Origin of the sequence: Cyanobacterium sp. Dongsha4, from assembly GCF_036345015.1 — a bacterium.
Lineage (GTDB): Bacteria > Cyanobacteriota > Cyanobacteriia > Cyanobacteriales > Cyanobacteriaceae > PCC-10605.
In genome coordinates, this window is record NZ_CP084098.1 from 3,830,790 (window position 1) to 3,846,825 (window position 16,036).

10 protein-coding genes, 1 pseudogene and 1 CRISPR repeat array are annotated in these 16,036 nt (G+C 34.0%); of the genes and pseudogenes, 7 read left to right on the forward strand and 4 right to left on the reverse strand.

Annotated features, from left to right (window positions below; genetic code table 11):
• Nucleotides 1-124: 124 nt before the first annotated feature.
• Together Dongsha4_RS16645 and Dongsha4_RS16650 are read right to left on the reverse strand one after the other, a co-directional pair.
• On the reverse strand, nucleotides 125-1,651 hold the full coding sequence (locus tag Dongsha4_RS16645; protein WP_330203415.1) for a hypothetical protein: 1,527 nt from the start codon (nucleotides 1,649-1,651) through the stop codon (nucleotides 125-127).
• An 85-nt stretch (nucleotides 1,652-1,736) separates the two neighbouring features.
• Complete coding sequence (locus Dongsha4_RS16650) at nucleotides 1,737-2,912, reverse strand: hypothetical protein (RefSeq protein ID WP_330203416.1); 1,176 nt, start codon at nucleotides 2,910-2,912, stop codon at nucleotides 1,737-1,739.
• Between the two features lie 742 nt (nucleotides 2,913-3,654).
• Between Dongsha4_RS16650 and Dongsha4_RS16655 the strand changes: the two genes are divergently transcribed.
• From Dongsha4_RS16655 to Dongsha4_RS16685, 7 genes are all read left to right on the forward strand, one after another.
• Nucleotides 3,655-3,963 carry a WYL domain-containing protein gene (locus Dongsha4_RS16655; protein ID WP_330203417.1) on the forward strand — a complete coding sequence of 103 codons (309 nt, stop codon included), beginning with the start codon at nucleotides 3,655-3,657 and terminating at the stop codon, nucleotides 3,961-3,963.
• Nucleotides 3,964-4,284: 321 nt separating this feature from the next.
• Entirely contained in the window at nucleotides 4,285-4,953 is a 669-nt protein-coding gene (gene cas6 / locus Dongsha4_RS16660) for a type I-MYXAN CRISPR-associated protein Cas6/Cmx6 (RefSeq protein ID WP_330203418.1), read from the forward strand.
• Entirely contained in the window at nucleotides 4,931-7,249 is a 2,319-nt protein-coding gene (cas3, locus tag Dongsha4_RS16665; RefSeq protein ID WP_330203419.1) for a CRISPR-associated helicase Cas3', read from the forward strand. The genes cas6 and cas3 overlap by 23 nt, the downstream gene beginning before the upstream one ends.
• Nucleotides 7,249-8,964: a type I-MYXAN CRISPR-associated protein Cmx8 gene (cmx8, locus tag Dongsha4_RS16670; RefSeq protein WP_330203420.1), complete on the forward strand. Its 1,716-nt coding sequence runs from the start codon at nucleotides 7,249-7,251 to the stop codon at nucleotides 8,962-8,964. Before cas3 ends, cmx8 begins: the two co-directional genes overlap by 1 nt.
• Before the next feature lie 66 nt (nucleotides 8,965-9,030).
• Nucleotides 9,031-9,966: a type I-B CRISPR-associated protein Cas7/Cst2/DevR gene (gene cas7i, locus Dongsha4_RS16675; RefSeq protein WP_330203421.1), complete on the forward strand. Its 936-nt coding sequence runs from the start codon at nucleotides 9,031-9,033 to the stop codon at nucleotides 9,964-9,966.
• Nucleotides 9,967-10,029: 63 nt separating this feature from the next.
• On the forward strand, nucleotides 10,030-10,710 hold the full coding sequence (gene cas5 / locus Dongsha4_RS16680) for a CRISPR-associated protein Cas5 (RefSeq protein ID WP_330203422.1): 681 nt from the start codon (nucleotides 10,030-10,032) through the stop codon (nucleotides 10,708-10,710).
• Between the two features lie 261 nt (nucleotides 10,711-10,971).
• Nucleotides 10,972-11,734: a CRISPR direct-repeat array (repeat unit 36 nt; unit sequence CTGTTAAACCTTCGATCGCCATTAGGCGTTGATCAC).
• Between the two features lie 32 nt (nucleotides 11,735-11,766).
• The gene (locus Dongsha4_RS16685; RefSeq protein ID WP_330203423.1) at nucleotides 11,767-12,174 is read left to right on the forward strand and encodes a hypothetical protein; all 408 of its coding nucleotides are present in this window, start codon (nucleotides 11,767-11,769) and stop codon (nucleotides 12,172-12,174) included.
• A gap of 186 nt (nucleotides 12,175-12,360) precedes the next feature.
• Here the strand turns inward: Dongsha4_RS16685 and Dongsha4_RS16690 are convergent.
• Together Dongsha4_RS16690 and ltrA are read right to left on the reverse strand one after the other, a co-directional pair.
• Nucleotides 12,361-13,464: pseudogene (locus Dongsha4_RS16690) on the reverse strand (RNA-guided endonuclease InsQ/TnpB family protein); the annotation flags it as partial.
• A 5-nt stretch (nucleotides 13,465-13,469) separates the two neighbouring features.
• On the reverse strand, nucleotides 13,470-15,293 hold the full coding sequence (gene ltrA / locus Dongsha4_RS16695) for a group II intron reverse transcriptase/maturase (RefSeq protein ID WP_330203424.1): 1,824 nt from the start codon (nucleotides 15,291-15,293) through the stop codon (nucleotides 13,470-13,472).
• Nucleotides 15,294-16,036: the final 743 nt, after the last annotated feature.

Sequence of the window (16,036 nt, forward strand, 5' to 3'; positions counted from 1 at the left end):
ACATATTTATGAGAAGGAAAAATGATTGACGAAATTTTCGAGATTTATGTGATTGTTGATGACTTATTAAAGGCGATCGCTCACCGTGAAGACGCTTGTAGAATTATGAGTGACGCAGAAATTATCACTTCTTATCAATAGATACTTTTGTTTTGGATTCAAATTCTTTTAAAGCATCATCAACATAAGACGGTGTCTCATTTTTCAATTGTTCTTCAGTCTGAGGATTTTTTTGTTCATTATTTGTTTGGTTTTGTTGTTGTGTACTGCCAATGTTGTTGTTTTGTGATTCCGATGATGTGCTTGTTTGTTGTTGTGAAGTTTGATTTGATGACGTTGAATTATTTTGTTTTGTTTTTTCACTATCTTTAGTTAGTATTTTAATCGCTTCAACACTTAAATTATTAATCTTTTTAAAAGGCGTAAACTTTTCACCTAAACCAATTAACAATAATGATAATAATACGAATAACAAAATACGAACTTTTTGATTTGATTTTAATTCATCAACAATCAATTGAATTATTTGCTCTTGTTTAGAAATTTTCCTTCTTAAATTCAAATAATAACAATTAGCATGATTTCCGTCATTTTGATCAAAAATTTCTTTAAATTTATTTTTCGAGAAAGGAATACTTCCTTCACTAACTTGACTAAAATAAGCATATAAAATCCATTCTGAAATGATGTTTGATTTTTCTGCAAGGCAATTAAAAAAAATTGTCAAAGGTTGATAATCATTAATAATTTTTATATTTTTGGTTTTCTGTGAGCCTTTCCAAGATAATCTATGATATTTTTGTCTATCTTCAATTAATTTATTCCAAATTTTTTGACCGAAAGTTAAATTTTTATCATCTAAAACGTTAACACATTTACCAATTAAATCAAGATCTTTATGTATATTTTCTATTAAAGTACTTTTAGCAGATGTCCAAACACTAACTCGATCTGTTAATAATTGAGCAACATTATTAGCTTGTATTTCCTGATTTAATAAAGGAGGTATTAAATTATAAGCACCGGTAAGGAGATTATCGTTAACAATTCCTCTTGCTTCTGGTTTTAGATCTTGAGAATTATAGAAACTCTTAGAAAATTGTAAGCAATTATCCCAATTTTTCTCATTTTCTTCTATTTCTAACCATTTGATTAACTCTCCTAACGTATGAGGAATAATCATTGCCCTTAAAGTTAATAATCTGCCGATACGATCACTTTTTAGTCGTTCATTAACAGCCCGATTTGCTCTTTCAGTATTAAATATTTGATGCCAGTTATCTGGGGTGATTAAAGTATTAGAAATAGCATCACTAATAGTTTTCAAATGTCGAGGGGAGAATGAATTAGAAATTAACTCTTTCATCGCCGTTTTGACTGCACTTTCATCAAAACCATAGTTAAGAGGGGCGGGAACAGTTTTGGGGGTACTTAGGGCAGAATAAATACTGCCATGGGCGGAATTATCACTGGCAATAATTAAATTGAAACTGTGGGGTTGTTCTAAATAAGCTACATTATAAGCCCAAGCATAAGGCGGATAATTAGCAAGGGAAAAAGCAAGATAATTAATTTGTTGTAGAGTATATTGATTAGTAGTGCTTAGTTCAATTAAACCTTTATTAGTTTTAACATAGTTAATAACTGACAATTCTGAAAATGGCTGAAAAGCTGAAAGTGTTAAGAATCAAACCGTATGCTTAAATGAAACTGATAATTCCAAAAACCCTGAAAAGCTATGCCATAGCTGAAACCCCTAGAAAATCGTGCTGAAAATGCTCTTTGATTACATCAGGTAGCTTAGTTGTTGATTCTATTTTTCTCATTATTTGCGTCAATGATAAACGACCTAAACTAGGCATAAACTGCATTGATAACAGTATTAAATACATTATTACTTTAATTAATAATCCTATATAAATTCCCTGTTTCCTTAATTTCATCTCCGCAATTTTTAGTACCGATTTTAACATTTTCCAAAACTGTTCAATAATATTGTGTGCAGACCATATCCGCCATATTTCTACTCCTCTCAACGATATACTACTTAAATCCATCAATAAATAACAACTACTATTACTTTTTTGAAAAAATAACCAATTTAACTCCCCAAAAGTCGGATTTGATAATTTTTTTCTCACACAAGGCACATCTATTCCCCATTGATTTTCTTGATAATCCACTCTTTTTTTCCATTCACTTCCTTTTCCTTTAAAATCTTCTCCTTCAAATACATAACTACTTTTCCCAGCCATAATAATTTTGGTGAATCCTAGTTCATCTAATTGTTCTTTTAATTGTTTTGATACATACCAAGAATCGAGAGTAATAGGATATTTACTAATATTGATATTTTCTTTGAGACATTCTTCTTTAATTTCCTTTAACATCGCAATTAAAATACTTGGTTTATCCGTATTTTTTCTTCCCTGTTTGGAGCAATATTTTAATCCAATGGGTATTGCTTTTCCATTGATTGTTAATATGATTCCTAATATATTTTGTCCATTTACCACTTTTTTCCAACGTCCACTATACCAAGTAAATGTACAGCGTAACCTCTTTCCTACTCTGTCAATAACACTATCATCTACAGCAAATGTTATCTTTGCCCTTGACTGTGTAGAATTACTCTTTTTTTCAATAATTTGTAACTGTTCTACTGCCACATTGACCATCAATAATTTTAAAACTTTTTGGAGCTTGTATAATGTCCATGAAGAAATTTCTGCATATATTTTTTGATGATTAACTCCTAAGAAATCTGCCAATTGTTTAGGATTAAAACAGCCATAGGCATGACTGATTGCTAAAATCATAATAGCTTCAAATGCTTCAATTTTATGAGAGCGAAATAATCTATTAAATCTGACAAAGAAAATCTGAATTATGCTAGATAGATGAAATTTCATGATTTAGGAAAAATATTTTGGGCATTTTCATTTAAGCATACGGTTTGATTCTTAACACTTTCAGCTTTTCAGCCATTTTCAGAATTGTCAGATATTTAATAATAGTTAAAATCGGAAACTGACCAAAGAGGGATATTTGGAAACTGAACAATAAAGTTGGAAACTAGAGAATAAACTTGGAAACTCAATAACCCAACTTTCTCTAGTTTTTTCCTTTGGCAGTAAGCAAAAATAACTTTTACACTTTCAGTACTTAAATTTAGATAATTCAATGACTTTGAACATAAACTTTGTAAGACTTATTTTTTCTCGATGCCAAAATCTAAATTATTGTCGTCTTCAAAGACTGACGATACAAGGGATTGAAAAATTATACAACTTTATTTCCCTATTACACGACCGTACTGAACAAGATAATAAGGAAACTTAATTTCTGTGACAACAAAATTTGATATGGATAACTTTTTATGGTCTTTTTTTAGCGAAGGTATTGTCTCTAAAAAGCAATTTATAGTTAAATGTTTCTTAGCTTAGGGCTTTTAGTATTGTGATTCAAACAAGATAAAATACAAGTCTTACTTGAGAAGATGCGATCATAAAGTGGTGCAGTGCGATCGCCTCTCGTTTTTTTCAATAAGCAAGTTAGTTTATTAATTTACTAACTTTTTTATTACTTATAATTATATATTCTTTTCTCTCTAATTGAATTTCATCTAAATTTACCAACTTTATTTTTGGAGCGATGGAAATTTACAACGATGGAACTAGACTCTTGGTCACTCTAATTTACCAACTATTTTATTGGTACACAACAGTCAAAGTTAAATTTAATGCTCAAACCGCCCCTTTTATCAGGGAAAGAAAATGGCATCCTAGCCAAGAAATAGAAGAACATCAAGATGGTTCACTCACTTTAAGTTTAGAATCTTCGGGCTTAAATAATCTCAAACGTTGGATTCTCGGTTATGGCTCTGGTGCTGTGGCTCTTGAACCTCCTGAATTAGTGGAGTTAGTTAGAAACGAAATTAAAAAAATGACTAATTGTTATTAATTAAATGAGAAAACAAAATGAAACTAATTAAATCTTGTAAAATAAAGCAAGTAACCTCCGAATTTCCGTTATTTTTCGGGTTGGGCATAAGCTCGTCTAATTTACTCAAAATTAGAATATCCTTAACCTCTGATACCGTAAGGTGTTTCTCCCGTTTCTTCCTTATCTTAAGATGGTTTTCACAATGAAGCTAGTCTAGTTTAGAAATTTCGTGTTATATTGAAAAAAAACAACCCTCTCTCTGTCTTTTACCCATTAAGTTAAAGAAACAGAAAGAAGGGGTAATTAAAACGAATAAATTATCAACAATCATAAAGAAAAATGACAGATATTATCAATCTGGTTTTTCCCGTCATGGGAGAGACGTTGCCTGCGGATCATAATTATCGGTTGTACGCTACTTTATCTAAGCGTTTTCCTCAAGTTCATAATCTTCAAGATTTAAGTATCAATACTATTTCTGGTATTTCCGATCGTCAGGGTAAAATTACTCTTACGCCTCACTCTAAACTCTATTTAAGATTACCTGTAGAGGCGATCGCCCTTGTCTATTCATTAGCAGGGCAAACCTTAACTATTGGAGATTGCCAAATTAAGTTAGGAAATCCTGAGTTGCAAACCATTAAACCTTCTTATTCTCTGAAGGCAAGATTAGTAACGATTAAAGGTTATACCGAACCGATGGAATTTTTACAGGCGGCACAAAGACAACTAGAAAAATTAGAAATTCAGGCAAATATTGGAATTCCTGCCAATAATAAAGGAGAACCGAAACGGTTAACCATGAAGATAAATAAAACTAACCGTAGCTATACAATAGTTGGTTTTAGTGTCGTAGTCACTGACTTATTAGAGGAAGATTCGGTTAAATTACAAATACAAGGATTAGGGGGAAAAAGACGAATAGGATGCGGTGTATTTTATCCCAATATTCGGGTAAAAAAAGAATATCAAGGAGCGAATAAAAATGTCACCGAAACTATTAGCTAAGGGAAAATTTAAAGGAAAAGAAGAATTAACCCTAGAGCAACACCTACAAGATACAGAAACAGCTTGTTTAGCAATATTTAAAGGGCGTATTCTTGATAATTGGTGTCGCTTTTTTAAGATAAAAAATAAAGATCAATTTCTTTTACTTTTGAGGATTGCTTGTTTATTTCATGATATTGGTAAAGCTAACCCTGAGTTTATAAAATTAGTATTGGGAGCGAAACCATTTAAACAAACCTTCCGCCATGAATGGATTAGTGCCTTTATTCTTCATTACCCTACCGTAAAAGAGTGGTTAATAAAAAGTTCATTAGATTTAGACTTAGAAATTATAACTGCTTCTGTTGTGGGGCATCATTTACAAGCAACTCCCAAACAGAAAGATAAAATAGATGCTTTCGGTAAACCCCGAAGTCTAGCTAAAGAATTGCCACTATATTTTAATCATCCTCAAATTATTAATATTTTAGAAAGAATCTGTCAAATCACGAATGTTGAGGGCTTACCAAAACTGCCTGAAAAATGGATATATGGTGATTCTTTTTGGGACAGTATTTATAGTGACATTATAGACACAGCCGAAGAATTTGAGTATGAAATTGAGGAAGATTCAAACCGTAGAGCTTTATTATTGGCGGTAAAAGCAGGATTAATAGTTAGTGATTCGGTAGCTTCTGGTATTTATCGCACCCAAACATCGGAAGCGATCGAAGAGTGGGTTAATAAAACTTTGCATTCCAATCCGATTACTGCTGAGGAAATTGAGGAAAAAATACTGCAACCTCGTTATCGTCAGATAGAACAAAAAACAGGTAATCATTTCGAGCTTAAATCTTTCCAACAGGAAGCAATCAATCTTAGTTCCCGATTATTGTTATTAAGTGCGTGTGGTAGTGGTAAAACCTTATTTGCTTATAATTGGGCAAAAGGAGTTACTAAAAACTATAAAATAGGTAGAGTTATCTTTCTTTATCCTACAAGGGGAACTGCTACAGAGGGATTTAAGGATTATGTCTCATGGGCGCCAGAAACGGAAGCTAGTTTATTAACAGGTACAGCTAACTATGAGTTACGGGGAATGACTGAAAATCCCACTGAATCAACTCAGGATAAGGATTTTACTACGGAAGAAAGATTATATGCGTTAGGATTCTGGCATAAACGTTTTTTCTCTGCTACAGTTGACCAATTTCTATCATTTTTAACCCATAATTACAGTGCTATCTGTTTATTGCCAATACTAGCTGATTCTGTGGTTATTATTGACGAGATTCATAGTTTTTCTCGTTCTATGTTTGATAATCTGGTTAGTTTTTTACAACATTTTGAGATTCCTGTGTTGTGTATGACTGCAACCTTACCAACATCCCGTCAAGAAGAATTAACCCGAAGATTAGAGAAACAAGAATCGGGTTTAGGATTAGAAATTTATCCGACTTCTTCTAATCGCAGTCAACTCAAAGATTTAGAAGAGGCAGAAACTCGCCCTCGTTATCAGATTAATCACACTAATCAAGAAGAAGCAAAGCAAAAAGCGATCGCTTCTTATGAAGAAGGAAAAAGAATCTTATGGGTAGTAAATACAGTAGATAGATGCAGGGAAATTTCGGAAGAATTAGGAAACACTCTAAATACTGAGATATTAACTTATCATAGTCGTTTTCGCCTAAAAGATAGAAAAAAACGCCATCAGGAAACGGTTAACGCTTTCCAGCAGACAGAGAAATCCGTTATTGCTGTTACCACCCAAGTCTGTGAGATGTCCTTAGATTTAGATGCAGAAGTATTAATCACCGAGTTAGCTCCTATATCTGCATTAGTACAAAGGTTCGGACGTTCTAATCGTCATGGTAATTTTGATTTTTCTCAGATATGGGTTTATGAACCTCCTAAGACATCACCCTATACTAAAAATGAATTAGAAAGCAGTAGTAATTTTCTCTCTGATATAGTTTCCTCTAATCCAGTTAGTCAAAGATTATTGGCAGAGAAGTTACAGGAATACTCTTTAAGAGAAAGATTTAGTGATGGTAGCAGTCACTTTATTACAGGGGGTTATTGGGCAACAGCAGAGCCTTTCCGAGAATCTGATGATTATTCCGTTAGCGGCATTTTAGACGAGGATATTCAGGAATATATACAGTTAACTGCGAGTAAAAATCCTGATGTTGATGGGTTGATTTTACCTATTCCCCGTAAATTTATCATTGATTATCCTGATCGTCCTACAGATTTACCCAAATATTTAGCGATCGCTTCTAAAAACAACTATTGTGAAATAAGAGGTTTAGGTTAATGGCAGGCAAAGAAATTATTGAATTATCCTATCAATTAGCAGAGTTACCCTCAACTCAACATCGGGCAGGTTTAGCAGGTTTAGTTTTGATGGTGCAAGAAATTGAAAATCAGGAAACTTTACAGTATTATGAATCGGCTTTACTAGAATTAGATAACCTCGATGAGTTTGGGGTAAGTGTTAAATTTAATCTCGAAGGTTTAAAAGCATTATTTGATGTAACTTTCGGGGCTTTTAGTGAAGAAAGATGGAGTACCAAAAAGGATAAAAAGAAAGAATATACTGAAAATGAAATCCGTCAAGTAGAAAAAAAAGATAAAGGGGGAAAAATTAAAACAGTTACCGAATATTCTTACTCAGTAGTTATTCCTCACGGTGCTTTTTTACCTTATTTAGATGAATCAGGAGAGGATAAAAACGGCATCTGGATTAAATTATGGCGTGATATGTACTGGAGTATTATTAGAGGTAGAGATACACAGCGTACAAGTTTTAAAGAAAGATGTGATAAAAATCAAAATCTAGGAAAATATATCAAAGATGTAAAAGAACAATGGAATAATTTTTCTAGTTCAAATAAAGTTGCAAAACAATCAAGTACTTATTTTCTTGGGGCAGAAAGTTTTAATTCTGAAAATATCCCTATTAAGGATACTGTGTCATATCAATTTCTCTTAAATTTTGCCCCTTTTGTGTTCCAAGTTTATCGCCCTACTACTCTTGATAAAGACGGAAAAAGAGATTTTAGTAAAGATGCTTTAACTTATGCTTTAGCTATTCCTGATATAGCTGATTTAAAAAGATTTTGCTATTTTTTCCCTAAGTTATTAAAACAAAGAAGTAATGAAAAATTAGGTTACTCTCCTAAAGAATCTATTATTGATTTAGCCAACGAAAGTGCTTTAAATTTCTTTATTTTAGAAGACAGAATAGCGAGAGATATTGGTGAACAATCTACTAAAAAATCTATCCTCGGAGTTGAGGTTATTCATGTAAAGCCAGGGCAAAAACTTAATTTTTTCGGGTTTAATTACCTTGAACCTATTACTACTCAAACCGATCAATATAAGCAAATAAAAGATAGTTATTGGTGTCCTTGGTTTCGTAAACAACGGTTAACTAACCTATTAAATTCTATTGTTTATTCTGATAATCAAGAAGGTAAAGATGAGGAAATTCCGCCTTGGTTTGGCTTTGATGACTTACTAAGTAGAATCCCTCGTAAATGGCTAGAAACCAATAAAGATTATTTTAGCCATGATGCTCGTATTTTATTCAATCAAGAAATTTTAAATAAACAAGGAGTAACTGAAATGTCTAAAAACAATACAAAAATTCGCCAATATTCTGAAATTGTTTATCGAGTATGTCAATCTTATGTAAGGGGAAAATTAAAAGTAAAATATGGTTTAGAATGGGATAAAGTAAAAGGTAATCCTAAATTAGAAAAAGATTATAGTGAGAATAAAACTAAAATAGCTAATGAGGCATTTTTAGCCGTGCGTTCTCGTACAGAAAAACAGGCTTTTATCGATTATTTTGTTTCCACTCTTTATCCCTTTATTAAAAAAGAAGAATTTACTCAATTTGCCGAAGATTTATTCAACAAAACCGATGAAATTAGAGCTTTAACTTTACTTGCTCTTTCTAGTCAATTTTCTAGCACAAAAGAAGATAATAAAAGTAATAAAAATCCTGAATCAAATGTTGCTTAATTAATTGATTTCTTAACCTCAGATACCGTCAGGTGTGCAAAAAATAATTTATTTTTCAGTTTAATTATGTCTAAAAAATCACTAAATCTATTCGCTACGGTTTTAACCTATCCTGCCCCTGCTGGTAACTATCGAGGAGAATCAGAGGAAAATCGCACGGTTTTACAGAAAATAGTTAAGGATGGACAAAAATACGCTGTTATTAGTCCTGAATCGATGCGTAATGCTATCCGAGAAACCTTAATAAAATTAGAACAACCTCATAACCGTACTCGATTAAATGACTATTCTGATAATGAGGGAAAAAGTCAATTAGCAGTTGAGTTTAAAGAATATCCAAATGCTGATAAATACGCCGATGATTTCTTATTCGGTTACATGATTGCAAAAAAAGAAGATGTCAAGAAAATGAAACCTACTCCTCCTAAGCGTGATAGTATATTACGTTGCAATATGGCAGTGGCTTTAAGTCCTTATAAATATGATGCTATTTTCCATCAATCTCCCCTTCATGCTAAAACCAAGAATAACGAAAAAACGCATTGGAGTAATGCGGATGGTTCGGCTTTACTGCATCGAGAAGTAACTCATACTGCTTTTCAATATCCTTTTGCATTATGCCAGAGTGATTGTCTCGAAAAACCTGATTGGGTAAAGGCATTATTAGAAGCGATCGCCCAATTAAATAATGTTGCAGGTGGTCACGCTAGAGCATACTATGAATTTGCACCTCGTTCTATGGTCGTCCGTTTAACTCCGAAATTAGTGGCAGGGTATAATACCTATGGTTTTGATGAAGATGGTAACTGGATAGAATTAAATCGGTTAGGAAAGAAAGATAGCGATAATTGTGATTTACCAGCCGATGAGTTTTATATTGGAGGGGAAATTATCCGCAATATGGAAGAAACTCAATTACAGGAATTAAAAAATATGGGTGTCACATTGTTTAAAAATTGTGAACAACTTTTAGATTCAGTGGCTGACAGTTTTCTCAAGTAATCCTCTAATTTATAACCTTAGATACCTAATGGTGTTTTAATCACTATTATTTACAGTTATTATATGATTTTTCTTTCTTTTAAAGCTCCTTTTGCCAGTTTTCGCCCGTTTCAATCGGGTTCTTACCGTTCTACTACCCCTATTCCTTCTCCTTCTACGGTTTACGGTATCCTCCTAAATTTGGCAGGAATTGAATTACGAGACGATATTAATAAATCTATTTCTAATAATCGGAAAGATTTACCTTCATTAACTTTTGCGATCGCCCTTCCTTCTGGTAATTCAGAAAAAGCGGTTTTATCACAGCAACTTCATAATTATCCTGTGGGAAATTCAGGAAAAGAATTAGCGGAAAAAACCTACGGTAACAAATATTGGATTGCTCCAGTAAGAAGAGAAGTGTTAGTTAATCATCACTTCATCGTAGGCATTAAAAAAGAGAATGATTTATGTAGTCGTATTATTCAAGGATTAAATGGGGAATTAGAAGATACTCGTTATGGTTTACCGTTTGCAGGGGATAATAATTTTTTGTTTGATTCTATTGAAATCATTGAAAAACCTTTAGCACGTTGGTTTTATCCTCTTGAAGCAAAAACAAAACCAAATAGGGGAGTTTGTCGTTTAACGACATGGGTGGATAGGGAAGACAATACCAAAACTAGCTTACAAGTATTTTCTCCTACTGATTTTTGCCCTGAACCTCCTGATAAGGCATGGATTACTCTACCCATCAGTCAGTAATTTCGGTTTTTTTACAAGCACCTGTCTCTGTTTGGAAAAATGCTCTAAGAAAAGTCGTTGAATCCCTTATCCTACCAACCTTAGAAGAATTATTCCTTAATTAATCCTACTTGAAAAATACTCTAATTATTGTATAATAAGACTTATAACTAAAACAAAATTTAGTTGATTTTCAAAAAAATGATAGTTTCTCCTATTATTAATTCGTACCTTGAAAATTTGTCTAGGAACACTCTCTATTTAAGGCTCTCAGACTTCGCTCTGTTAAACCTTCGATCGCCATTAGGCGTTGATCACAATTGAGTTTGCATATCAGCCAACGTTTGTTGTAACTCTGTTAAACCTTCGATCGCCATTAGGCGTTGATCACATGGTACTGAGTGGTTTTGGAATGGTACTTACTGGTCTGTTAAACCTTCGATCGCCATTAGGCGTTGATCACTGGATTAAACCCTATAGCAAAGAAACAGGATTAACTGTTAAACCTTCGATCGCCATTAGGCGTTGATCACATTTAAAAGCCATAATATTCTCCTATTTTTTTCTGCTGTTAAACCTTCGATCGCCATTAGGCGTTGATCACTGGGAATGGCTATTAAATCTTTTAGTTTGCCAGTGCTGTTAAACCTTCGATCGCCATTAGGCGTTGATCACAGGGAAGAAAAAAGAGTCGAAGCTGTGGAGGTGGACTGTTAAACCTTCGATCGCCATTAGGCGTTGATCACCTAATTTGCCCAACCTTGTTAATATTGGAGGTTGGAATCTGTTAAACCTTCGATCGCCATTAGGCGTTGATCACATTGGCAATATCAAATGAGTGATACTATTCGTCGCTCTCATCTCTGTTAAACCTTCGATCGCCGTTAGGCGTTGATCACAATTGCTGTTGCTCTGTGGAAATCAAAAATGAAAAACCTGTTAAACCTTCGATCGCCATTAGGCGTTGATCACGATGCAGGAACTGTTAATGTTTTACTAGAATTAGACCCTGTTAAACCTTCGATCGCCTTTAGGCGTTGATCACAGTGTTTATTTGACGATAGAAATGCGATCGCAGTGGTGGATCTACCATCTTATCTCAGTGCTTTAATCGCAAATATGCCTCAAGATCATTGCTATACAATTGATAGACTGATTTATCAACATACTTTACTGCCATTTTATGCTCCTTTTTATCCTTCTGAGCGTATTGGAATGGTAGAAAAGATAATGTCTGATAATACTATCAGTTTGCGAGAAATTGCCCGAAGATTAGAAGTTGATCCTCGAACGGTAAAGTTTCATGTTACTAGGTTGCAATTACCAATGAAAAATATTAATCAATTTCCTGAAAAAAATGATCATCAACAGGGTAATCTAACTAATAACCTTATTTTTGATGAACAGACCGCAAAAAATCACTTCCAGTATCAAGGGTTGATTGAGATAAGCGCGATCGCCTCTTATTCGTATTTTGTTCATTGAAAGAATAGTGATTGCTCTGTACTATGCCTAGAGCGAGGCGTTAAGTCTTATTTATTTAATAAACCACAAAGTAAGTTTCCATTAATTCCACTACCTAAAAAGATAGCAATAGCTATGTTTTAACCCCTTATCCTGTCTGATGTCTAGCGATGGTTTATGAACCTCCGGTGAACTACCTACACTGACCTACGGTACAGTGTAGGCTTCCTGCCCAGAAACCAGCGTAGTAGTGGATTTCTTACGTCCTCCCTTACTTCGTCTTACAGTTTGGCGACAGGCTTTATCCCCCGTTCCAGAGGTCTTTAATATTCGTAGTCCTTCATCTCGGATGTTAATTGCCGCATTTATATCCCTGTCATGCTTTGCTTTACACTTTGGACATTCCCACTGTCTTATGTCCAAAGGCAAACTATCCACTCTATTAAGACATACATGACAAGTTTTAGAACTTGGGAAAAATCTATCTACTTCCATATATATTTTTCCTTCTTGTTCGGCTTTATATTTAAGCATGGTACAAAATTGCCCCCAACCTACCTGTTGAATAGCTTTGGCTAGGCAATGATTTTTTATCATACCTTTAACATTGAGGTCTTCTAGCACTATAACTTGGTTTTCGTTTACTATCCTACGAGATAGTTTGTGTAGAAAATCCTCACGGCAATTAGTAATTTTTTTATGTACTTTAGCAACTTTTAATCTTGCTTTATTTCGATTATTTGACCCTTTTTGTTTACAGGATAATTGTTGCTGTTTTCTCTTTAAGTTAACTTCATGTTTTTTAAGTATTTTTGGGTTATCAAACTTACTCCCATCACTGGTAATAGCAAAATGATTTAATCCCAAATCAATCCCTACAGCTTTACCTTCCGAGCTTACTTCTGGTTTATCTTTACCATCATCAATTAATACCGAGGCATAATATTGATTACAGCAATTCTTTGTAATAGTTACAGTTTTAATTTTTCCATTTATAGGGCGGTGAATTTTTGCATAAACCAAACCAATTTTAGGAACATTAAGACAGTCACCTTTAATACTGACATTGCTAGGATACTGTAAAGATTGCTTTCCATGTTTGCTTTTAAAATTAGGATACTTTGCTCTTTTTTCAAAGAAATTATTAAAGGCTACTCCAAGATTTAAACAAACCTGCTGTAAGCACTGAGAGTAAGTTTCAGACAACCAAGAAGTCTGTTCTTGTTTTTTTAGCTCAGGGATTAACTTCTTAACATCGTAACCTGACAAACCTTTACCCGTCTGTTTATAAGTTTCATTCATTAAATTCAGTTAAACTAAGCATAGGTGTCGCCACCTACACTCGTCTTCAGAACGGAACGTGAGACTTTCACCTCATTCCGCTCCTCTCTGATAAACCCCTTGTCATGGGTACAATTCAGACTCCCATCTATGGATGTCTTATCATCATGGCAATGTTTATGGAGGAGTTGTAGATTTTTATATATATCCTTACCACCTTTTGATTTTGGAATAATATGGTCAATCTCTAACATATCTCCATCTTTAAAGTTCAGTCCACAGTAGTTACATTTGCCTTTTTGTATTTTTAGCAATTTTGCTTTGCTTGTAGGCATTTCAGGATAGTTTCCTATGCGTGTACTCCAGTAGATTAAGTCTCCGTCAAATATACTTCTGCCTTTTTCTACCTTTGTATGGTATTTAATTTTTGTGTCAGCGTGTAATGCTAACTCCATTCCCATACCTTCCTCTTTAATCGTAGCAAAGACCCAATTTCTATTTTCTTTGGTGTGCCAATATTTGTTGACAACCCATTTTTTCGATTTAGTTGAGTGTCTTCTTTCTGCCCATCTTTTTAATTGTAGGTATAGAACGTGGTCACAGTATGAAAATATTTCAGAACTGTTTACCGCACTATAGTAGTTTGACCACCCTCTTATTATTGGATTTAGTTCTTTGATTAATGCTATTTGTGGACTACTTTTGTGCTTATTAACGATTTCTTTTACCTTTTGTATATGGGCTTTGATTTTTTCTTTGGTTGGTCTTATCAGGGTAGTGAATCCGAGTTTTTTGTTGTTTTTACTTCCTGTTTTTCCCCCTTGATTCTTTCCAACTTTATACTGTTGGATGTTAAAACCGAGAAAGTCAAACCCTTTGTGTCCATTATATTCATATAAGGTGTGAGAAATTCTAGTCTTACTAGGTTTTAGCTCTAACCCTATTTCCTTTAACCATCCTTCAATTACTTTTTTACATTCGAGAATTATGTCTAAGTTGTGATGTAATATTACAAAATCATCTGCATATCTAATTAGACTTATACTATTTCTCTTTTCTTGTTTACTTACCCTTCTTCCAAAAACTTTGAGACTATCCACACTTTCCATGAATTTCTTTATTTCTAGTTCCATTCCATGTAGTGCAATGTTGGCTAATAGTGGTGAGACTACTCCACCTTGAGGTGTTCCTTTCTCAGTAGCTGACCAGTTTTTATCAACTACTCCGCTCTTTAGCCATGCTTTTATTTGTTTCCTTAATGTTGGGTATGTTTCAAGTTTTGTAAGCAATCTATTATGGTCAATTTTGTCAAAGCATTTTGCTATATCAGCATCCAGAACATATTTAGGTTTTTGACTTATACTGTTGTATATTGCTTTTATAGCGTCATGACATGACATTGCTGGACGGAAGCCATAACTGTTTCCCTCGAATCTACTTTCCCATTGTGGTTCTAAGGCTAGTTTTAATAGAGCTTGTTTTGCTCTTTCTTCCATTGTGGGTATTCCAAGTGGTCTTTGCTCCCCGTTGGATTTGGGTATCCAAACTCTCCTTGTCGGTTTGCTTTTACCGTTTAATTTAAGGTTATTTGTAAGTTTAAACCTTTGATTGGGCGTTAAGGATTTGACTCCATCAACCCCTGCGGTTTTCTTTCCTTGATTGTCTTGTGTTACCCTTCTGGTTGCCCATAACCTACCAAAGTAAGAGTTAGTGAGTAAACGTTGTAGTCTGTGTACTGACTTTATATCACCACGTTGACTTGCTTTGTAAATCCTCTTTTGTAACTTGAACACTGCAATTTCGACTGTTTTCCAGTCTATTTCGTTCCAGTTGTTCCATTCATACTTCAACGAGTCCATGACTTATTAATTACTAATCGATTGTTTACATTGTTTATCAAAGTGAGTACGTCAGCATATCTCTTTCATTACAAAGGAGCTTTGGCTTCTTACTCAATCCTTTCCCATATTGACTTACGCTGGTTACTACTTGTGAGTTTCATCTTACAAGAGTCAGTGTGGGGTTACTTCGTTCCTATTTACCATTCTTTGTTATCTTTAGAATCCTACTTTTCACCGAGTCTATATAGATGTTCCTAGTTCAGCATTTTCAGGCTGCTAGTATCTTAGACCTTTGACTTTTTTGTCCCCAGTGTATCAACCTTATTTTCACTGGATTGGAATTACGATGATTCAGGCATAGGTTTGTTTCCTACTCATGGATAACTTCGCTAGACAGAGTTTGAATTAAGGTTATTCATTACTCCCATTTAACCGAGCTTCAGCGTTTAGTTTACCAAACACTAATTCACTGTCGGTTATGCCGTCACTCCAACATCGAGAGGGAAGGATTTACACCTTCATGGTAAATAAGTTGTCAAGGTACATTATATGTGAACCTTGCCTAGTTTACGTCTTGGCTATTTTGCCTTAACTTTGACTAGAACGAATCGCACGAAGAAGACTCCAACACCAACGTTATCCATCAACTGCAACAAAAAATCATCTCTACCGCTCAACAATATCATATTGACATTCCCACTCCAGCCATTGCCACTCTCAGAAAAGATTTAGAAACTCTCCGAGAATACAATATTTTAGAA